Genomic DNA, 19,211 nt, shown 5'->3' on the forward strand with positions numbered 1-19,211 from the left:
CCGGCGCCCCGCTGACGACCGGCGCCCCGCTGACGACCGGCGCCCCGCGGCCGGGCCGCGGCCCCACGGCACGGGAACGGCGCCCGTCCTCTCCCCCGAGGGAGGACGGGCGCCGTCGTGCATCCAGGGTCATGGACGTGCCAAGAGGCTTTCAAGGCCGGTCCTGCGGCTGTGGCGCGGAAGTGACCATTCCGCAATTGTGTGATCGTTCTGCCACAAGCGGGTGCGGGGCGGGGCGCCCGCCCCGGCCGCCGATACGGACGAGCCCCGGTGCACGGGGCCGCGGGCGGCCGGGGGCCCCGGTCGGATAGCCTGGTCCGCCGGAAGTCTCTTCACGTCAAGATTCAGGTCGGGGCGTGGCCGGGACCTCCCGTTCGAGGGGCAGCGCTGCCCCCACCGCCAGCTGTCTTACGGAGATCGCCATGACCCGCACTCCCGTCAACGTCACCGTGACCGGCGCGGCCGGCCAGATCGGCTACGCGCTGCTCTTCCGTATCGCCTCGGGCCACCTGCTCGGCGCGGACGTGCCGGTCAAGCTGCGCCTGCTGGAGATCCCGCAGGGCATCAAGGCCGCCGAGGGCACCGCCATGGAGCTCGACGACTGCGCCTTCCCCCTGCTCAAGGGCATCGACATCACCGACGACCCGAACGTGGCCTTCGATGGTGCGAACATCGCGCTGCTCGTCGGCGCCCGCCCCCGCACCAAGGGCATGGAGCGCGGCGACCTGCTCTCCGCCAACGGCGGCATCTTCAAGCCGCAGGGCAAGGCCATCAACGACAACGCCGCGGACGACATCAAGGTCCTGGTCGTCGGCAACCCGGCCAACACCAACGCCCTGATCGCCCAGGCCGCCGCCCCGGACGTACCGGCCGAGCGCTTCACCGCGATGACCCGCCTGGACCACAACCGCGCCATCTCGCAGCTGGCCGCGAAGACGGGCGCCGACGTCTCCGACATCAGGCGCCTCACCATCTGGGGCAACCACTCCGCGACCCAGTACCCGGACATCTTCCACGCCACGATCGCCGGCAAGAACGCCGCCGAGGTCGTCTCGGACGAGAAGTGGCTGGCCGACGCGTTCATCCCGACCGTCGCCAAGCGCGGTGCGGCGATCATCGAGGCCCGGGGCGCCTCCTCCGCCGCCTCGGCCGCCAACGCCGCCATCGACCACGTCCACACCTGGGTCAACGGCACCGCCGAGGGCGACTGGACCTCCATGGGCATCCCGTCCGACGGCTCCTACGGCGTCCCGGAGGGCATCATCTCCTCCTTCCCCGTCACCTGCGCGGGCGGTTCCTACGAGATCGTGCAGGGCCTGGACGTCAACGAGTTCTCCCGTGCGCGCATCGACGCCTCGGTGCAGGAGCTCGTCGAGGAGCGCGACGCGGTCCGCGGCCTCGGCCTCATCTGACGGGCCCCTCCGCCCGCCCCGCACGCACACGCACCGCCCCCGCCGGCTCCGGCCGACGGGGGCGGTGCGTTTGCGTGTCCGCCCGTGCGCGGCTCGCCCGTCGGGGTGGAGCCGTGTGCGGAGGGTTGACGGGAGAGCCCCCGGCCGCCCCGCTCCGCCGGCGGTGCCGCTCCCGGGACGCGGGTCGCCCGCGGGAGCGGTGCGGACCTTGCTCGACCCGTGGTGACCCAACGGCGGAATGAATCAATACAAAAGGGCCCCAAACCCTCTCTCTTCAGCGGCTTGAAAGTGAAACAGGCCACTTTCCGTGAAGTGCTGCGCATGGTTTTTCGGTCCCGGGGCAGGCGGCCAGACCGCCGGGTCGTGCCCGGCAGGGGGACGAATCGGTAACGAAAGGCCATAACGCGACGTGTCGGCAGCACAACAGAGCATCCATGTGGGCGGAGAGTGGCGCGCAGCCGTCTCCGGCGCCACGCGCGAGATCATCGACCCCGTCGACGCGAGCGTCTTCGCCGTCGTCGCCGAGGGCGGCGTGGCGGACACCGACGAGGCGGTCGCCGCCGCGCGGGCGGCCTTCGACGACGGCTCCTGGCCGCGCACGCCGGTCGCCGAGCGCGCCGCGCTGCTGCGCCGGGTCGCCGACCTGCTGGAGCGCGACCGCGAGAAGCTCGGCGCCCTGGAGAGCCGCGACGCGGGCAAGACCCTGGAGGAGGGGCGCGTCGACATCGACTGCGTCCGCGACGCCTTCCGCTACTTCGCCGACCTCGTGGCAGGGGAGGGCGGCGGCCGCGTCGTCGACGCCGGGTCGGACGAGATCCACAGCGTCGTCGTCCACGAGCCCGTCGGCGTCTGCGCGCTGATCACGCCGTGGAACTACCCGCTGCTCCAGGCCAGCTGGAAGATCGCCCCGGCGCTCGCCGCGGGCAACACCTTCGTGATCAAGCCCAGCGAGATCACCCCGCTGACCACCGTCGCGCTGATCGAGCTGCTGATGGAGGCAGGGCTGCCGCTCGGCGCGGCCAACATCGTCACCGGCCCCGGCGCCACCGTCGGCGCCCGGCTCGCCGAGCACCCCGACGTCGACCTGGTCTCCTTCACCGGTGGCCTGATCAGCGGCACCAAGGTCGCCAAGGCCGCCGCCGACTCCGTCAAGAAGGTCGCCCTCGAACTCGGCGGCAAGAACCCCAACGTGGTCTTCGCCGACGCCTGCGCCACCCCGGAGGGCTTCGACACCGCCGTCGACCAGGCCCTCAACGCGGCCTTCATCCACAGCGGCCAGGTCTGCTCCGCCGGGTCCCGGCTGATCGTCGAGGAGTCCGTCCGCGACCGCTTCGTCGCCGAACTCGCCCGCCGCGCGGAGCTGATCCGCCTCGGCCGCGGCACCGACGAGGGCGTGGAGTGCGGCCCGCTCGTCTCCGCCGCGCAACTGGCGAAGACCGAGGACTTCGTGGCCTCCGCCCTGAAGGAGGGCGCCGTGCTGAGGGCCGGCGGCGTCAGGCCCGAGGGGCCGGGCTACTTCTACCGCCCCACCGTGCTGGACCACTGCCACCGCGGGATGCGCGTCATCCGCGAGGAGGTCTTCGGCCCGGTCCTCACCGTCGAGACCTTCCGCACCGAGGACGAGGCCGTGGCCCTCGCCAACGACACCGAGTACGGCCTGGCCGGCGGCGTGTGGACCGCCGACGCGGGCCGCGCCCGCCGGATGGCCGCCCGGCTGCGCCACGGCACCGTCTGGATCAACGACTTCCACCCCTACCTGCCGCAGGCGGAGTGGGGCGGCTTCGGCAAGTCCGGCATCGGCCGCGAACTCGGCCCCACCGGCCTCGCCGAGTACCGGGAGTCCAAGCACATCTACCAGAACCTCGCTCCGCGTCCCGTGCGCTGGTTCGCGGGCTGACCGGAGAGAGGGAGACACGCACATGAACGACCACCAGGAAGACCTCTACGACTACGTCGTCGTCGGCGGCGGCACCGCCGGCTCGGTCATCGCCTCCCGGCTCACCGAGGACCCCGGCACCACCGTCGCCGTCATCGAGGGCGGCCCCAGCGACGTCGGCCGCGACGACGTGCTCACGCTGCGCCGGTGGATGGGCCTGCTCGGGGGCGAGCTGGACTACGACTACCCCACCACCGAGCAGCCCCGCGGCAACTCGCACATCCGCCACAGCCGCGCCCGGGTGCTGGGCGGCTGCTCCTCCCACAACACCCTCATCGCCTTCAAGCCGCTGCCCTCCGACTGGGACGAGTGGGCCGAGGCCGGGGCCGAGGGCTGGGACGCGGCGTCCATGGACCCGTACTTCCCCAAGCTGCGCAACAACATCGTCCCCGTCGACGAGGCCGACCGGAACGCCATCGCCCGCGACTTCGTCGACGCCGCCCAGGGCGCGCTCGGCGTCCCGCGCGTCGAGGGCTTCAACCGGAAGCCCTTCCACGAGGGCGTCGGCTTCTTCGACCTCGCCTACCACCCGGAGAACAACAAGCGCTCCTCCGCCTCGGTCGCCTACCTCCACCCCTTCCTGGACCGGCCGAACCTCCACATCGCCCTGGAGACCTGGGCCTTCCGGCTGGAGCTGGACGGCACCCGCGCCACCGGCGTGCACGTGCGCACCCAGGACGGCGAGGAGCGCCTGGTGCGCGCGCGGCGCGAGGTGCTGGTGTGCGCCGGCGCCGTGGACACGCCGCGCCTGCTGATGCACTCCGGCATCGGCCCCCGGGCCGACCTGGAGAAGCTCGGCATCCCGGTCGTGCACGACCTGCCCGGCGTCGGCGAGAACCTGCTCGACCACCCCGAGTCGGTCGTCGTCTGGGAGACCCACGGGCCCATCCCGGAGAACTCCGCGATGGACTCCGACGCGGGGCTGTTCGTCCGCCGCGACGACTCCGAGCGCGGCCCGGACCTGATGTTCCACTTCTACCAGGTGCCCTTCACCGACAACCCCGAGCGCCTCGGCTACGAACGCCCCGCGCACGGCGTGTCGATGACCCCGAACATCCCCAAGCCGCGCAGCCGCGGCCGGCTCTACCTCACCAGCGCCGACCCCGAGGTCAAGCCCGCCCTCGACTTCCGGTACTTCACCGACGAGGACGACTACGACGGCCGCACCCTCGTCGACGGCATCCGCATCGCCCGCGAGATCGCCGCCCGCGAGCCGCTGGCCGGCTGGCTCAAGCGGGAGGTCTGCCCGGGGCCCGAGGTCACCTCCGACGAGGAGCTGAGCGAGTACGCGCGCAAGGTCGCGCACACCGTCTACCACCCGGCCGGAACCTGCCGGATGGGCGCCGCCGACGACGAACTCGCGGTCGTCGCACCCGACCTGAGGATCCGGGGCCTGGAGGGCATCCGGATCGCCGACGCGTCCGTCTTCCCGACCATGACCGCCGTGAACCCGATGATCGGCGTGCTCATGGTCGGCGAGAAGTGCGCGGACCTGCTGGGAGGCAACCGATGACAGCACCGACCGCATCCGAGGCGGCGAAGGACACGGCCGCGGACGGCCCCTCGGACGAGCCCGTGTTCTCCGTGCGCGGCCTGTGGAAGGTCTTCGGCCCCAAGGCCGACCGCGTGCCGGGCGACCCGGAGCTGGCCGCCCTCGACGCCGCCGAACTGCGGGCCCGCACCGGCTGCACCGCGGCCGTGCGCGACGTCTCCTTCGACGTCCGCAAGGGCGAGGTCTTCGTCGTCATGGGGCTCTCCGGCTCCGGCAAGTCGACCCTGGTGCGCTGCCTCACCCGGCTGATCGAGCCCACCTCCGGAGCCATCGAGATCGACGGCGAGGACGTGCTCTCCATGGACGCCTCCCGGCTGCGCGAACTGCGCCGCCACCGCGCCTCCATGGTCTTCCAGCACTTCGGCCTGCTGCCGCACCGCTCGGTCCTCGACAACGTGGCCTACGGCCTGGAGGTCCAGGGCGTCTCCCGCTCCGAGCGCCGCGCCCGCGCCGCCGAGGTGGTCGCGAAGGTCGGCCTGGAGGGGCTGGAGCACCGCCGCCCCGGACAGCTCTCCGGAGGCCAGCAGCAGCGCGTCGGCCTCGCCCGCGCCCTCGCCGTCGACCCCGAGGTCCTGCTGTTCGACGAGCCGTTCAGCGCGCTCGACCCGCTGATCAGGCGCGACATGCAGGAGGAGGTCGTCCGGCTGCACCGCGAGGAGGGCCGCACCATGGTCTTCATCACCCACGACCTCAACGAGGCGCTCAAGCTCGGCGACCGCATCGCCCTGATGCGCGACGGCCGCGTCGTGCAGCTCGGCACCCCGGAGGAGATCGTCGGCGCACCGGCCGACGACTACGTCCGCGACTTCGTCCGCGACGTCCCCCGCGAGCAGGTCATGACCGTCCGCACCGCCATGCGCCCGCCGCTCTCCGGCGAGGCGGACTCCGGCCCCGCGCTGCCGCCCGGCGCGACCGTCTTCGAGGCCATCGAGGCCGTCGCCCGCACCGGGGAGACGGCACGGGTCGTCGAGGACGGCCGCTGCCTCGGCGTCGTCGACCACACCGCGCTGCTCACCGTGGTCGCGGGCACGGACCGCCGCGAGGAGGTGGCCGCGTGATACCGCATCCCAGAACCCACGCGGCCCCCGAGGGGCGGTGGACGCCATGAGCGCCACCGCCACGGCGCCGCCCGCGCCCGAGAAGGCGGCCCCCGCCGCCACCGCCGCCCGCCCCTCCCTCGCCGAGCTGCTGCGCCACCCCCTGCGCGGGAAGCTCGCGGTCCTGGCCCTGGTCGCGGCCGTGGTCGTACCGACCGCCGCACTGCTGTGGGGCACCGGCGCCTGGCCCGAGAGCCTGACCGCGGACATCTCCGCCCCGCTCGACGACGCCAACCGGTGGGTCATCGACAACCGCGACACCCACCCCCTGTTCCTGTACTTCCTGCTGCACCTGTCCAACACGGCCACCGACGCCGTCGGCAGCGTGTACGACGTGCTCGACGCCATGGGCTGGACCGGCGTCCTGGCCGCTGCCGTGCTGTTCGCCTGGCGTGCCGCCGGACTCGGCCGCCCCGGCGCCAAGGTCGCCGCCACCGCCTTCGGCGCCTTCGCCGTCTGCGGGCTGCTGGGCATGTGGGACGCCACGCTGCTCACCCTCGCGCTGATGGTGGTGGCGGTCACCCTGGCGGCCCTGCTCGGCATGGCCATCGGCCTCCTCGCCGGGCTCTCCGACCGGGTGGACCGCGCCCTGCGCCCGGTCCTCGACACCATGCAGGTGCTGCCCGCCTTCGCCTATCTGCTCCCGTTCGTGCTGATCTTCGGCACCGGCACGCCCGCGGCCCTGTTCTGCACCGTCATCTACGCCGCACCGCCCATGGCCCGGCTGACCGCGCTCGGGCTGCGCGGCGCGGATCCGTCGGTGCTGGAGGCGGTCACCTCGCTGGGCACCAGCCCCTGGCAGCGGCTGCGCACGGCCCGGCTGCCGCTGGCCCGCAAGCAGATGCTGCTGGGCCTCAACCAGACGATCATGATGGCGCTGTCCATGGTGGTCATCGCCGCGCTGGTGGGCGCCGGCGGTCTCGGCGAAGAGGTCTACTCGGCGCTGTCCACCGTCGACGTCGGCAAGGCGCTGGCGGCGGGCATCCCGATCGTGCTCATCGCCGTGTGGCTGGACCGCACCACCGGCGCGGCCGGGGACCGCATCGGCCAGGGGGCGCCGGGCACCGGCCTGCTGCACGGCCGCTCCGCCTGGGCCCTGGTCGCCGGCGGCGTCGCCGCGGCCGTCGCCGCCCGGTTCGCGGTCGGCGCCGCCTGGCCCGAGGGCTGGACGGTCACCATCTCCACGCCCGTCAACCAGGCGCAGGCGTGGGTCACCGACAACCTGTCCTCGGGCGTGCCGCTGCTCGGCGGGACCGAGGTCTGGTCCGAGAACTTCACCCTGTGGATCCTCAACCCCCTGCGCGACGGCCTGATGTGGCTGCCCTGGTGGTCCGTCCTGCTGCTGGTCGCCGCGATCGCCTGGCTGGTCGGCTCCTGGGTCTCCGCACTCACCGCGACGGCCGCCATGTCGCTGATCGGCGTGCTGGGTGTGTGGACGAAGTCCCTGGACACGCTCTCCCAGGTGCTGGCCGCCCTCGTCGTGACGCTGATCCTCGGCGTGGCCGCCGGTGTGCTGTGCGCCCGGGCCGGGCGGCTGGAACGCTGGCTGCGGCCGCTGCTCGACGCCATGCAGACCATGCCGCAGTTCGTCTACCTGATCCCCGTCGTCGCCCTGTTCGGCGTCACCCGCACCTCGGCGATCATCGCCGCGGTCGTGTACGCCCTGCCCGCCGTGGTGCGCATCACCGCCCAGGGCGTGCGCGAGGTCGACCCGGCGGCGATGGAGGCCGCCCGCTCGCTGGGCGCCTCCACCCGGCAGCAGCTGCTCCAGGTGCAGCTGCCGCTCGCCCGGCCGGCGCTCCGCCTCGCCGTCAACCAGGGTGTCGTCCTCGTACTCGCCGTGGTCGTCGTCGGCGGCCTCGTCGGCGGCGGCGCCCTCGGCTACGACGTGGTCAAGGGCCTGTCCCGCGGCGAGATGGGCCTCGGCATGACCGCCGGAGTGGCCATCGTCTGCCTCGGCCTCGTCCTCGACCGGCTCACCCAGTCCGCCCGCAAGCGCGGCTGAGGCGCCCGCCGGGCCCCCGTCCCCCCGTCCCCCCGTTTGACCCAACCCTCGTCCCACACCAGGAGCACCACCCATGCGAAAGCTCACCAGAACCACCCGCGTCGCCGCCGCTGCCACCGCCGTGCTCGGCATGGTCGCGCTCAGCGCCTGCGGCGCCGCCGAGACCGGCAAGAGCCAGGACGCCAAGGGCGACAAGACCGTCAAGCTGACCGTCCCGTCCTGGGTCGGCGCGCAGGCCAACACCGCGGTCGCGGCCTACCTCCTCGAGAGCGAACTCGGCTACGAGGTCAAGCAGCAGCAGATGGGCGAGGTGCTCGCCTGGGACGCGCTGTCCAAGGGCGACATCGACGCGATCATGGAGGACTGGGGCCACCCCAAGGAGGAGAAGCGCTACATCGAGGACAAGAAGACCGTCGTCAAGGGCGGCGACCTCGGTGTCGAGGGCCACATCGGCTGGTTCGTCCCGAAGTACTTCGCGGACGAGAACCCCGACGTGACGGACTGGAAGAACCTCAACAAGTACGCCGACCAGTTCCGCACCGCGGAGAGCGGCGACAAGGGCGAGATCCTCGAGGGCTCCCCCGACTACGTCACCAACGACGACGCGATCATCAAGAACCTCGACCTGAACCTCAAGACGAACTACTCGGGTTCCGAGGCCGCGCAGATCACGGCGATCAAGAAGTACGCCAAGGAGAAGAAGCCCTTCCTGACGTACTGGTGGACGCCGCAGTGGCTGAACGCCGAGGTCGACCTGGTCGAGGTCCAGCTCCCCGAGTACACCGAGGGCTGCGACGCCGACCCGGAGAAGGTCGCCTGCGCCTACCCGGTCACCTCGCTGCAGAAGTTCCTGAACGCCGACTTCGCCGAGAACGGCGGGGACGCGGCCCAGTTCCTGAAGAACTTCGAGTGGAGCACCGAGCAGCAGAACGAGGTCGCCCAGATGATCGCGGGCGACAAGATGGAGCCCGAGGCCGCGGCCAAGAAGTGGGTCGAGGCCAACGAGGACACCTGGAAGAAGTGGCTGCCGTAGGCGGCACCGCTTCCACGGCCACCGGGGCCGGGCCGTCGGGCCCGGCCCCGGCCCCGTTCCGGGGGTGCCGTCGGGCCGCCGGAGGACCCTCCCCGACCGCGCGCCCCGCGGGCGGGAGCGGCCGCCGCGCGGGGGCTCGTCCCGGGCGCGGGCTCGCGCCGGGCCGACCGCCGGGGCGACCGCGGGGCCGGAGGCGCCCGCCGATCGCTCCCGCGGGCCCCGGCGGACGGGTGCGCGCCCCCGGACGCGGTGCATCGCACGGCGGAGGGCCGCCCTCATACTGGGTGCATCCGGGTGAGGCGCGAACGCGGCGAGGTGCCGTGGCCGTCGTCGTGCGCCCGCCGGGGACCCACGGTCCCCGGCCGTTCCCGACACGCCAGGAGGAATCCGCCGTGAGGCCCCGCCGTACGACCCGGACCGCGCTGCTGGTGGCCGCCGGCCTGCTGGCCCTGGCCGGCTGCTCCTCGGAGCCCGAGGTGCCCGCCGGTCCCGGCACCGACGACGCCGCCGGGGAGGTCTGGGCGGGCCTCGACGCGACCCATGTCGCCGGGATCTGCCGCGCCTACGAGGCGGCCGAGCCCGACGGCGAGGGCCAGCGGGCCCTCCACGACGCGCTGCGGGACCTCGGCAAGGACGAGACGGAGACCGCCCGGCTGCTCCCGCACGCGCTAAACGCCTGCGGTTGAGCGCGCCGCGCGCCGCCCGGAGCCGCACGGCCCCCGCCTCGTCCGCCGCGCGCCGACCGGAGCCTCCGCCCGCCGCACGGCCCCCGCCTCGTCCACCGCGCTCCGACCGGGCCCCTGGCCGCCGCACGGCCCCCTCTGATCCGCCGCGCGCCGGCCGGAAGGCCGTCCCGGTCGGGGCTCACCCCCGCGGCGCCCCCGGCGCCTCCCGGTGCCCCGCGCCCGGTGCCAGCTCCCGGGCGAGTCCGGCCACCATGCCCTGGACCCGCTCCTGGAGGCCCCCGCCGAAGGTGATCCGCCGGGCGCCGAGCCGCCCCAGAGCTGCCGGGTCGGCGCCCTCGGCCTCCGCGAGCACGTTCACCGGCAGCTCCGTCCCGGCGCAGAGCCGGGGCAGGTGTCCGGCGGGGGCGCGGATCGGGTACACCCCGTCCGCACCCGCGTCCGTGTAGAGCGCGATGCGGGCGAGGGCGTCCGCCAGGTCCCCGGTGCCGTGGAGGTAGGTGTCCACCCGGGCGTTGACGAACAGCGCCCCGCCCGCCGCCGCGCGGAGCCCGGCGAGCCGGTCGGCGTGCCGCCGGGGGTCGCCCGGGGTGCCGCTCGCCGCATCGCCGTCCTCCAGGTTGCAGCCGACCGCGCCGGTCCCGAGGACGCGTTCGGCCAGTTCGGCCGGCGGCAGCCCGTAGCCGCCCTCGACGTCCACGCTGACGGGGATGTCGACCGCCCGTACGATCCGGGCGACGGCGGCGAACATCTCCTCCGCGGGCACCGAACCGTCGGCGTACCCGAGCGAGGCCGCCACCCCGGCGCTCGGTGTGGCCAGGGCGGGGAACCCGGCGTCGGCGAAGGCGCGGGCGCTCGCGGCGTCCCACGGTCCGGGCAGCACCAGGGGGTCGTCGGCCGCGCGGCCGGTGTGGAGGGCGCGGAAGGCGTCCGCGGTGGGGGTCGCCATGGCGGTGCCCTTCAGTGGGAGTGGGAGTGGGAGCCGGGCGTGTAGTGCCCGGGGGCGAGGCGCCCGGTCACCCCGAAGCGGTTCCAGGCGTTGATGACCGTGATGGCCGTGATCAGGCGCGCGAGTTCGGGCTCGTCGAAGTGGGCGGCGGCCCTCGCGTACACCTCGTCCGGTACGAAGCCGTCGGTCAGCACGGTCACCGCCTCCGTCAGCTCGATCGCCGCGATCTCCTTCTCCGTGTAGAAGTGCCGCGACTCCTCCCAGGCGCTGAGCTGGACGATCCGCTCCACCGACTCGCCCGCCGCCAGCGCGTCCCTGCTGTGCATGTCGAGGCAGAAGGCGCAGTGGTTGATCTGCGAGGCGCGGATCCTCACCAACTCCAGCAGCACGGGGTCGAGTCCCGTGCGGGAGGCCGCGTCCAGCCGGACCATCGCCTGGTAGACGTCGGGCGCCACCTCGGCCACGGAGATCCTGGGGGAGTGCTCGGCGTGTTTCGCGTCGGTCGTCATGCCCCGAGCCTAGGAGCGGTGTGGCGCAGCGCTATGGTCCACTTCCATGACGGATCAGTGGGCCACTTTCGGTGCCGACCTGCATCTGGAACTCCGCGGCCCGCGTCTGCGCTCGGGACTGATGGACGCCCTGCGCGAGGCGGTGCGCAGCGGGCGCCTCGCCCCGGGCGCCCGGTTGCCCTCCTCCCGTTCGCTCGCCGCCGATCTCGGCGTGGCCCGCAACACGGTCGCGGACGCCTATGCGGAGCTGGTCGCCGAAGGGTGGCTGACGGCGCGTCAGGGTTCGGGTACCCGGGTCGCCCGGCGGGCCGAGCCCCGCCGCCCCCCGGCGCGCGCCGTCCCCGCGCGCCCGGTGCGGACCCGCCCCGCCCACAGCCTGCTGCCGGGCAGCCCCGACCTGGCCTTCTTCCCCCGGGGCCAGTGGCTGGCCGCCGCCCGGCGGGCCCTGAACGCCGCACCCCACGAGGCGCTCGGCTACGGGGACCCGCGCGGCCGCATCGAGCTGCGCACCGTCCTCGCCGACTACCTCGCCCGGGCCCGCGGTGTCCGGGCCGCCCCCGAACGGATCGTGGTCTGCGCCGGGTTCGCCCACGGGCTGCGGCTGATGGGGGAGGTGCTGCGGCGGCGCCGGGTCCGGGTCGCGGCGGTCGAGTCCTACGGCCTCGACTCCCACTGGGCGGTGCTCCGCCAGGCAGGTCTGGCCATGCGGGTGCTGCCCTTCGACGCACAGGGCACCCGCATCGGCGAACCGGACGGGCTGCGGGGCGCGGGTGCCGCGCTGCTGACCCCGGCCCACCAGTTCCCGCTCGGGACGGCCCTGCACCCGGACCGCCGGGCCGCCGCCGTGGACTGGGCGCGCCGCAGCGGTGCGCTGGTCCTGGAGGACGACTACGACGGGGAGTTCCGCTACGACCGCCAGCCGGTCGGCGCGCTCCAGGGGCTGGATCCCGAGCGGGTGGTGTACCTCGGCACGGCCAGCAAGTCGCTGGCGCCCGGGCTGCGGCTCGGCTGGATGGTCCTGCCCTCCGACGTGGTGGAGGAGGTGCTGCGGGCGAAGGGGCACGAGGAGTGGGCCGCCGGGGCCTTCGACCAGCTGACCCTCGCCGAGTTCATCGCCTCCGGCGCCTACGACCGCCATGTGCGCGGCATGCGGGTGCGCTACCGGCGGCGCCGGGACCACCTGGTGGCGCTGCTGGCGGAGCAGGCCCCGCGGGTGCGGGTGAGCGGCATCGCGGCCGGGCTGCACGCGGTCCTCGAACTCCCTCCGGGAGGTGAGGAGTCGGCGCTGCGGGCGGCGGCCTGGCAGGGGCTGCTGGTGCCCGGGGTGGGCCGCTTCCGCCATCCCGACGCCCCGCAGGGCGGCCCCGAGGGCCTGGTGGTCGGCTACGGCACACCGCCGGACAGCGCCTGGGCGGGCGCCCTGGGGGCCCTGTGCAACACGCTGCGGGCCGCGGGCGGGGCCTGATCCCCACCGGGCCCGCGGCCCGGTCCGCCGCCCGGGTCCGCTTCCCCGGGCGGCGGGCCAGGGATCAGGCGCGGGCCAGTTCGGCGGCCCCGAAGGAGACGTTGAAGCGGTCGCACCAGATGGTGACGCTGCTGTACGCGGACGGGTCGACGCCCTCGGGCAGAGGGTAGTTCTGGCTGCCCTTGTTGCCCTTGAGCTTCCCCAGGCTCACGTACTGCCCGTCGTCGAAGACGTGCCAGCCCGCCTTGCCCTCCTTGACCGGGGCGTCGGTCAGCCAGACCCGCAGGTCGGGGCCGTTGCTGGTGTCCAGGTCCTCCAGCCGGACCACATGGGAGCCGTCGGCGAGGCGCACCAGGCGGACCGTGCCCGTCGTCGTGTGCTCGTGGCTGATCAGCTCACCGCTCGCCACCGTCTCCGGGCCCGCGGGAGCCGGGGAGGGCTCCTCGGCGGGGGCCTCCTCGGAGGGCGCGGCCTCGGAGGGGGCGGGGGAGTCCGCCGGGGCGGGGGGCGCCGCCGCCACCGCGCCGGGCAGGGACTCCTCCACCGTGGTGTCCTGCCACAGCTTCCACGGCTGGAACCAGTACAGCCCGGCCCCCAGCAGTACCACCGCGACCGCCGCCGCCACCGCGACCGTCCCCCGGCCGAATCGCCCGCCCCGCATGCCTGCCATCGTGCTGCTCCCTGTTCGTGTGCCGTTCCCCGCCATTCAACGCCACCGAGGGGCGGCGCGGGGGCCGCGGAAGATGACGGAACCCTTACGGCCGCCGCCCCGGCCCCGTCCGCCCCGCCCCCGTCCGCTCCGGACCCGGGCGGGGGCGGGCGGCGGTCCGAGGGCGGGCGGAGCGGTCTTACGGAGCGGTGACGCGCGGGCGTGGCCCGCCGCCCGGACGGGGCCCGGGCTCCTACCGTGGCCGGTATGCGAGTTCTGGTCACCGGCGGCGCCGGGTTCATCGGGTCCCATGTGGTCGAGGCGCTGGCGGCGCGCGGCCATGAACCGGTCGTGTTCGACCTGCGGGAGGACGCCGCCGCGGACGTCCGCGACCGCGCCGCGGTGGCGGAGGCCCTGTCCGGGGCGGACGCGGTCTGCCACCAGGCCGCGATGGTCGGGCTCGGCAGCGGCGTCGCCGACGCGCCCGACTACGTCTCGCACAACGACCTCGGCACCGCCGTGCTGCTCTCGGCGATGGCCGAGGCGGGCGTGGCCCGGCTGGTGCTGGCCGGATCGATGGTGGTCTACGGGGAGGGCCGCTACCGCTGCGCCCGGCACGGTGGGGTGCGGCCGGGCCCGCGGGCGGTCGAGGACCTCGCGGCCGGGCGCTTCGAGCCCCCGTGCCCGGTGTGCGGCGACCCGCTGGAGCCGGCCCAGGTCACCGAGGACGCGTGCCCCGACCCGCGCAACGTCTACGCGGCCACCAAGCTGGCCCAGGAGCACCTGGCCGCCGCATGGGCGCGTGCCACGGGCGGCTCGGCGGTGTCGCTGCGCTACCACAACGTCTACGGCCCGCGGATGCCCCGCGACACGCCGTACGCCGGAGTGGCCTCCTTCTTCCGCTCCGCCCTGGCCCGGGGCGAGGCGCCGCGGGTGTTCGAGGACGGCGGGCAGCGCCGCGACTTCGTCCACGTCCGGGACGTCGCGGAGGCCAACGCGGCCGCCCTGGAGGCGGACCCGGTCCCCGGGCTGCGCGTCTACAACGCGGGGAGCGGCACCCCGCGCACCGTCGGGGAGATGGCCGACGCCCTGGCGGCCGCCCACGGGGGGCCGCACCCCGTGGTGACCGGCGAGTACCGCCTGGGCGACGTGCGGCACATCACCGCGGACTCCTCCCGGCTGCGCGCCGAACTCGGCTGGAAGCCGGGGGTCGACTTCGCCTCCGGGGTGCGGGAGTTCGCCCGGGCGCCGCTGAGGGAGGAGTGACGCGGCCCGCACCGGGCGCCCGCTGCGGGCCGTCAGTACGCGGCGGTGAGGCGCCGCGCGCCGGTCCGTCGACCGGGACGCACCCGGTTCGGCCCGCACGTCCGCCGGACCGTCCGCGCCCCCGCCGCGCGGGCCGTCACCGCCGCGCGGCCGGGAGCGTCACCTCGAAGCGGCAGCCGCCGGGGATGTTGCGGACGGCGGTCCGCCCCTGGTGCGCCTCCACGATGCCCCGGACGATGGCGAGTCCCAGGCCCGCCCCCGCGGGCGGGGTGCGGGCGTCGCTGCCCCGCCAGCCGGTGTCGAAGACCCGCGGCAGCTCCTCCTCGGGGATGCCGCCGCACCCGTCGGACACGGACACCACCACCACGCCGTTGCCGGAGCGTTCCGCGGCCACCGCCACGGTCCCGTCCGCGGGGGTCCGGCGGATGGCGTTGACGAGCAGGTTGCCCAGCACCCGGCTCATCTCCGTGCTGTCCACCTCCACCGGCACCGCCTCCACGGAGGTGCCCACCAGCTTCACCCGGTGCTCCCGCGCCAGCGGGTCCGCACCGGCCAGGGCGTCGCCGACCAGGTCGTGCAGGGAGATGCGGGCCGGGGTGAGCGCAAGGGTCCCCGCGTGGATGCGGGACAGCTCGAACAGGTCGCCGACCATGCCGTTGAGCCGCTCGACCTCCGTCCTGATCTGCCGCAGATAGCGGTCCGGGTCGGCGGCCACCCCGTCCTCCAGGGCCTCGGCCATCGCCCGCAGGCCGGCGAGCGGGGTGCGCAGGTCGTGCGAGATCCAGGCGACGAGCTCCCGCCGGGAGGCCTCCAGCGTCCGCTCGCGTTCCCGCGACTCGGCCAGCCGGGCGCTGGTGGCGGCCAGTTCGCCGCTGAGCGCGGCCAGTTCCGCCGTGGTCGGCCCGTCGGGTGCGGCGAAGGCCCCGCCGTCGCCGAAGGACCGGGCGGCCAGACGCAGCTCGTTGCTGCGGGCGACCACCCAGCGGCCGAGCAGCAGGGCCGTCGCCAGGGACACCACCGCGGCCATCGCCACCACCGTGGTGACCACCGCCAGGTCGTGCGGGGACAGGAACATCGCCCAGGCCACGGCGAGCGTGCCGGCCAGCATCGCGGCCACGGCGACGGTGGCGACCACGGCCAGCGAGGCCGTGACGGAGCGGCGCCGCAGCGGCAGCAGCACGGCCGCGCCGAGCACCCCGGCGGCGGCCGCCCCCATCAGGGCGTACAGGGCGATCAGTACGGTCTCGCTCACGGCCGGCCCCCGTCCTCGCCCGTGCCCGCGTCCCACGCCGCGTCCGTGCCGGTGTCCGTGTCCGTGTCCGTGCCGTACGGTCCGCCGTCCGGTCGGCCCCCGGCCTCGAAGCGGTAGCCCACGCCCCACACGGTCCGGATGAGCCGGGGCCTGGCAGGGTCGTCCTCGATCTTGCCACGCAGACGGCGCACATGGACGGTCACGGTGGACAGGTCGCCGAAGTCCCAGCCCCACACCTCCTGCATCAGGTCCTCGCGGGTGCAGGCCCGCCCCGGGTGACGCAGGAAGAAGGCCAGCAGGTCGAACTCGCGCAGGGTCAGCGAGAGCTCCGCCCCGCCCTTGCGGGCGCGCCGCGCCGCCGGATCGACGGTGATGCCCGCCGCGCTCAGCGGGCGGCTGCTCTGTGGGGGAAGGGTCCGCCGGAGCACCGAGCCGACCCGCAGCACCAGCTCCCGGGGGCTGAACGGCTTGGTGACGTAGTCGTCGGCGCCCACCTCCAGTCCCATGACCCGGTCGTCCTCGTCCCCACGCGCGGTGAGCATGATGACCGGCACCGGCCCGCGCCCCCGGAGCCGGCGGCACACCTCCAGCCCGTCCATGCCGGGCAGCATCAGATCGAGGACCACCAGGTCGGGCCAGTGCTCGGCGGCCCGCAGCAGGGCGGCGGGCCCGTCCCCGGCGCGGTCGACGGCGTAGCCCGCCCGGTCGAGGTACCCGGCGACCACCTCCGCCACCGTCGGGTCGTCGTCGACGACCAGGACACGCGCGGCCGTGCCGGCGCCATGCTGCTGGGGGGACTGCTGCTCCATACGCCCAGCCTCGCACCGCGGTGCCGCCCGTGGGGGTCCCGACCGGGTCAGGACGGCCGATGTCCGTGTTTCGTAAGGGCGAGGAGCCCGGTTTGCCCGATTAGGGTCCGTAGGGTGAGGCGTGTGACGACGCCCACAACACCTCCGGAAGCCGAGATCGTGCTCCCCTGCCTCGACGAGGCCGCCGCCCTGCCCTGGGTCCTGGCGCGCATCCCCTCGGGAATGCGCGCCATCGTGGTGGACAACGGCTCCACCGACGGCTCCGCCGACATCGCCCGGGACCTGGGCGCGCGGGTGGTCCACGAGTCCCGGCGCGGCTTCGGCGCCGCCTGCCACGCGGGCCTGGCCGCCGCCACCGCCGACATCGTGTGCTTCTGCGACTGCGACGCCTCCCTCGACCCCGGGGACCTGGTGCCCTTCGTGCGCCGGATCCACGAGGGCGCGGCCGACCTCGTCCTCGGACGCAGGCGGCCCGAGAGCCGGGGAGCGTGGCCGCTCCACGCGCGGGCGGGCAACCTCGCCCTGGCCCGGATGCTGCGCCGCCGCACCGGGCTCCGCCTGAACGACCTCGGCCCGCTGCGCGCCGCACGGCGGGAGGCGCTGCTCTCCCTCGGCCTGACCGACCGGCGCAGCGGCTACCCGCTCCAGATGGTCGTCCGCGCCGCCGACGCCGGGTGGCGGATCACCGAGCGGGACGTCCCCTACCGTCCGCGCACCGGCGCCTCCAAGGTGACGGGCACCTGGCGGGGCACCTGGGGGGCCGTCCGCGACATGCGCCGGGTGCTCGCCGAGCCCCCCGGGCAGGCCGAGCCCGCCGAGCCCGAGGCGGCGGGGGCGGTGCGGTGACCACCCTCCTCGTCATCGCCAAGGAACCGCGCCCCGGCCGGGTGAAGACGCGCCTCACCCCGCCCTACACCCCCGAGGAGGCGGCCCGGCTGGCCGCCGCGGCGCTCGCCGACACCCTGGCGGCGGTGGCCGCGGCCCCCGCCTCCCGCCGCGTCCTCGTCCTCGACGGGGCGCCGGGGCCCTGGCTGCCACCCGGCTTCGACGTCCTCCCGCAGTGCGGCGGCGGCCTGGACGCGCGCCTGGCCGCCGCCTTCGCCGCCTGCGAGGGGCCCGCCCTGCTGATCGGGATGGACACGCCGCAGGTCGCCCCCGAGCTGCTGGCCGGAGCGCTGGACGGCCATGACGCCTGCTTCGGCCCCGCCGAGGACGGCGGCTTCTGGGCCCTGGGCCTCGCCGCCCCCGACCCGGCCCTGCTGCGCGGGGTGCCCATGTCCACTCCCGCCACCGGGGCCGCCCAGCGGGCCCGGCTCGCCGCGGCGGGCCTGCGGGTGCGCGAACTGCCGCTGCTGCGCGATGTCGACACCGCGGAGGACGCCGAGGCGGTGGCCCGGCAGGCGCCCGAGAGCCGCTTCGCCGCCGAACTCGCCCTGCTGAGGAGGCCGGTCCACCCATGAGCACCCGACACGACCGGCCCTCCCGGGCCGCCGCCCGCTCCTCGACCTGGTCCGCCGAGCCCTACGCCGACGCCCTGCGGACCGGCCGGGGGCCGCTGTTCCTGCGCCGCCGCGACGGCTGGCTGCTGCCGCTGGACGTGGAGCGCTGGTGCGCGGGCCCGGACGCCGTCGACCTGGCGGTCCTGGAGCGCTGCGAGGGCGCCGTGCTCGACGTGGGGTGCGGTCCCGGGCGGCTCGTCGGCGCCCTCGCCGCCCGCGGTCGCCGCGCCCTCGGCATCGACGTCAGCGAGGCCGCGGTGGCCCGCACCGCGGCGCTCGGCGGCCATGCCCTGTGCCGCTCGGTGTTCGAGGCGCTGCCGGGCGAGGGCCGCTGGGACACCGCCCTGCTCCTCGACGGCAACCTCGGTATCGGGGGCGACCCGCGGGCCCTGCTGGACCGGCTGTCGGAGGTGGTCGCCCCGGAGGGGCTGCTGATCGCGGAGACCGCCCCGGTGGACGTCGACGAGCGCGCCGACGTCCACCTGGTACGCGGTGCCGACCCCCGGGCCGACGCCGGCTCACCCTTCCCCTGGGCCCGGCTGGGCACCCCGGCCCTGCTGCGCCACGCCCGCGCGCTGGGCTGGGGCCCCGCCGATCAGTGGTCGGCCGGCGGCCGCTGCTTCGCCGCCCTGCGCAACCGGAGCACCAGCAGCAGGCCGGAGGCGCCGAACAGGACGGCCGTGATGAGCAGCCAGCGGGCGGCGAACCCGTCCCCCGGCAGTCCCGTGCCCGCCTCGTAGCGTTCCGCCACCCGGCCGCTGATCAGCGGGAACCACAGCAGCAGGAGCAGCCCCGACAGGGCGGCCGGGACACGCACGTACAGCACCGCGTCGCGGTGGCCCAGCGCGCCGAGGCCGTGCACCAGGGCGCGGTCCGCCGCCGCGTACAGCGGCAGCAGCACCAGGTCGTGCAGCAGGGCCGCGCCGACGAACCACAGCAGGATCCCGAACCAGTCGCCGGACAGCAGCCGCACCCCCGCGTAGCCCGCCAGGGCGAACGAGGCGGCCAGCAGAACCAGTTGCAGTGGGCTGCCGGCCGCGGCGCGCAGCCGGTCCCGGGACGGGGGCACCGGGCGCAGGGACCGCAGGGACCGCA

At 75.1% G+C, this 19,211-nt stretch carries 17 protein-coding genes; 12 read left to right on the top strand and 5 right to left on the bottom strand.

Annotated features, from left to right (window positions below; genetic code table 11):
* The first annotated feature begins 422 nt into the window (after positions 1–422).
* The 7 genes from ACGF15_RS17375 to ACGF15_RS17405 all read left to right on the top strand — a co-directional run bounded on the left by ACGF15_RS17375 (position 423) and on the right by ACGF15_RS17405 (position 9,721).
* Positions 423–1,412 carry a malate dehydrogenase gene (locus ACGF15_RS17375; protein ID WP_362609696.1) on the top strand — a complete coding sequence of 330 codons (990 nt, stop codon included), beginning with the start codon at positions 423–425 and terminating at the stop codon, positions 1,410–1,412.
* 409 nt (positions 1,413–1,821) lie between these two features.
* Positions 1,822–3,309, top strand: coding sequence for an aldehyde dehydrogenase family protein (locus ACGF15_RS17380; protein WP_362609693.1), 1,488 nt, complete (start codon positions 1,822–1,824; stop codon positions 3,307–3,309).
* Between the two features lie 22 nt (positions 3,310–3,331).
* Positions 3,332–4,861, top strand: coding sequence for a GMC oxidoreductase (locus ACGF15_RS17385; protein ID WP_362609690.1), 1,530 nt, complete (start codon positions 3,332–3,334; stop codon positions 4,859–4,861).
* Entirely contained in the window at positions 4,858–5,958 is a 1,101-nt protein-coding gene (locus ACGF15_RS17390) for a glycine betaine/L-proline ABC transporter ATP-binding protein (RefSeq protein WP_345614545.1), read from the top strand. The genes ACGF15_RS17385 and ACGF15_RS17390 overlap by 4 nt, the downstream gene beginning before the upstream one ends.
* A 46-nt stretch (positions 5,959–6,004) precedes the next feature.
* The gene (locus tag ACGF15_RS17395) at positions 6,005–8,002 is read left to right on the top strand and encodes an ABC transporter permease (RefSeq protein ID WP_392799850.1); all 1,998 of its coding nucleotides are present in this window, start codon (positions 6,005–6,007) and stop codon (positions 8,000–8,002) included.
* A 73-nt stretch (positions 8,003–8,075) separates the two neighbouring features.
* Entirely contained in the window at positions 8,076–9,035 is a 960-nt protein-coding gene (locus ACGF15_RS17400) for an ABC transporter substrate-binding protein (protein ID WP_345614547.1), read from the top strand.
* A 392-nt stretch (positions 9,036–9,427) separates the two neighbouring features.
* The gene (locus ACGF15_RS17405; protein WP_345614548.1) at positions 9,428–9,721 is read left to right on the top strand and encodes a hypothetical protein; all 294 of its coding nucleotides are present in this window, start codon (positions 9,428–9,430) and stop codon (positions 9,719–9,721) included.
* 178 nt (positions 9,722–9,899) lie between these two features.
* On the opposite strand, the gene ACGF15_RS17410 is transcribed toward ACGF15_RS17405, so the two are convergent.
* Positions 9,900–10,667, bottom strand: coding sequence for an isocitrate lyase/phosphoenolpyruvate mutase family protein (locus tag ACGF15_RS17410; RefSeq protein ID WP_392799853.1), 768 nt, complete (start codon positions 10,665–10,667; stop codon positions 9,900–9,902).
* Positions 10,668–10,678: 11 nt separating this feature from the next.
* Positions 10,679–11,176: a carboxymuconolactone decarboxylase family protein gene (locus ACGF15_RS17415; RefSeq protein WP_392799856.1), complete on the bottom strand. Its 498-nt coding sequence runs from the start codon at positions 11,174–11,176 to the stop codon at positions 10,679–10,681.
* Positions 11,177–11,222: 46 nt separating this feature from the next.
* Between ACGF15_RS17415 and ACGF15_RS17420 the strand changes: the two genes are divergently transcribed.
* Entirely contained in the window at positions 11,223–12,641 is a 1,419-nt protein-coding gene (locus ACGF15_RS17420; protein ID WP_362609678.1) for a PLP-dependent aminotransferase family protein, read from the top strand.
* A gap of 64 nt (positions 12,642–12,705) precedes the next feature.
* Here the strand turns inward: ACGF15_RS17420 and ACGF15_RS17425 are convergent, their stop codons facing one another.
* The gene (locus tag ACGF15_RS17425; RefSeq protein WP_345614574.1) at positions 12,706–13,302 is read right to left on the bottom strand and encodes a DM13 domain-containing protein; all 597 of its coding nucleotides are present in this window, start codon (positions 13,300–13,302) and stop codon (positions 12,706–12,708) included.
* A 255-nt stretch (positions 13,303–13,557) separates the two neighbouring features.
* Here ACGF15_RS17425 and ACGF15_RS17430 point away from each other — a divergent pair, with 255 nt between their 5' ends.
* Positions 13,558–14,556, top strand: coding sequence for an NAD-dependent epimerase/dehydratase family protein (locus ACGF15_RS17430; protein WP_345614552.1), 999 nt, complete (start codon positions 13,558–13,560; stop codon positions 14,554–14,556).
* 136 nt (positions 14,557–14,692) lie between these two features.
* Here the strand turns inward: ACGF15_RS17430 and ACGF15_RS17435 are convergent, their stop codons facing one another.
* The gene (locus ACGF15_RS17435) at positions 14,693–15,808 is read right to left on the bottom strand and encodes a HAMP domain-containing sensor histidine kinase (RefSeq protein ID WP_362609675.1); all 1,116 of its coding nucleotides are present in this window, start codon (positions 15,806–15,808) and stop codon (positions 14,693–14,695) included.
* Positions 15,805–16,617: a response regulator transcription factor gene (locus ACGF15_RS17440; protein WP_362609673.1), complete on the bottom strand. Its 813-nt coding sequence runs from the start codon at positions 16,615–16,617 to the stop codon at positions 15,805–15,807. Before ACGF15_RS17440 ends, ACGF15_RS17435 begins: the two co-directional genes overlap by 4 nt.
* Before the next feature lie 123 nt (positions 16,618–16,740).
* On the opposite strand from ACGF15_RS17440, the gene ACGF15_RS17445 reads away from it, so the two are divergent.
* From ACGF15_RS17445 to ACGF15_RS17455, 3 genes are read left to right on the top strand one after another with little or no spacing between them, the layout of a single operon-like run.
* The gene (locus ACGF15_RS17445; protein ID WP_345614555.1) at positions 16,741–17,463 is read left to right on the top strand and encodes a glycosyltransferase family 2 protein; all 723 of its coding nucleotides are present in this window, start codon (positions 16,741–16,743) and stop codon (positions 17,461–17,463) included.
* A complete protein-coding gene (locus ACGF15_RS17450) occupies positions 17,460–18,077 on the top strand; it encodes a DUF2064 domain-containing protein (RefSeq protein ID WP_345614556.1) in 618 nt (205 codons plus the stop codon). Before ACGF15_RS17445 ends, ACGF15_RS17450 begins: the two co-directional genes overlap by 4 nt.
* Positions 18,074–18,856: a methyltransferase domain-containing protein gene (locus tag ACGF15_RS17455; RefSeq protein WP_345614557.1), complete on the top strand. Its 783-nt coding sequence runs from the start codon at positions 18,074–18,076 to the stop codon at positions 18,854–18,856. Before ACGF15_RS17450 ends, ACGF15_RS17455 begins: the two co-directional genes overlap by 4 nt.
* The last annotated feature ends 355 nt before the right edge of the window (positions 18,857–19,211 follow it).

The organism is Streptomyces sp. NPDC048001, from assembly GCF_043203115.1.
In the GTDB taxonomy this organism is placed as follows: Bacteria; Actinomycetota; Actinomycetes; order Streptomycetales; family Streptomycetaceae; genus Streptomyces; species Streptomyces sanyensis.

Excerpts from the sequence above, each read along its gene's own strand:
- ACGF15_RS17375 (WP_362609696.1), top strand. The coding sequence starts at position 423 with ATGACCCGCACTCCCGTCAACGTCACCGTGACCGGCGCGGCCGGCCAG.
- ACGF15_RS17385 (WP_362609690.1), top strand. The coding sequence starts at position 3,332 with ATGAACGACCACCAGGAAGACCTCTACGACTACGTCGTCGTCGGCGGC.
- ACGF15_RS17390 (WP_345614545.1), top strand. The coding sequence starts at position 4,858 with ATGACAGCACCGACCGCATCCGAGGCGGCGAAGGACACGGCCGCGGAC.
- ACGF15_RS17395 (WP_392799850.1), top strand. The coding sequence starts at position 6,005 with ATGAGCGCCACCGCCACGGCGCCGCCCGCGCCCGAGAAGGCGGCCCCC.
- ACGF15_RS17400 (WP_345614547.1), top strand. The coding sequence starts at position 8,076 with ATGCGAAAGCTCACCAGAACCACCCGCGTCGCCGCCGCTGCCACCGCC.
- ACGF15_RS17410 (WP_392799853.1), bottom strand. The coding sequence starts at position 10,667 with ATGGCGACCCCCACCGCGGACGCCTTCCGCGCCCTCCACACCGGCCGC.
- ACGF15_RS17415 (WP_392799856.1), bottom strand. The coding sequence starts at position 11,176 with ATGACGACCGACGCGAAACACGCCGAGCACTCCCCCAGGATCTCCGTG.
- ACGF15_RS17420 (WP_362609678.1), top strand. The coding sequence starts at position 11,223 with ATGACGGATCAGTGGGCCACTTTCGGTGCCGACCTGCATCTGGAACTC.
- ACGF15_RS17425 (WP_345614574.1), bottom strand. The coding sequence starts at position 13,302 with ATGCGGGGCGGGCGATTCGGCCGGGGGACGGTCGCGGTGGCGGCGGCG.
- ACGF15_RS17430 (WP_345614552.1), top strand. The coding sequence starts at position 13,558 with ATGCGAGTTCTGGTCACCGGCGGCGCCGGGTTCATCGGGTCCCATGTG.
- ACGF15_RS17440 (WP_362609673.1), bottom strand. The coding sequence starts at position 16,617 with ATGGAGCAGCAGTCCCCCCAGCAGCATGGCGCCGGCACGGCCGCGCGT.
- ACGF15_RS17455 (WP_345614557.1), top strand. The coding sequence starts at position 18,074 with ATGAGCACCCGACACGACCGGCCCTCCCGGGCCGCCGCCCGCTCCTCG.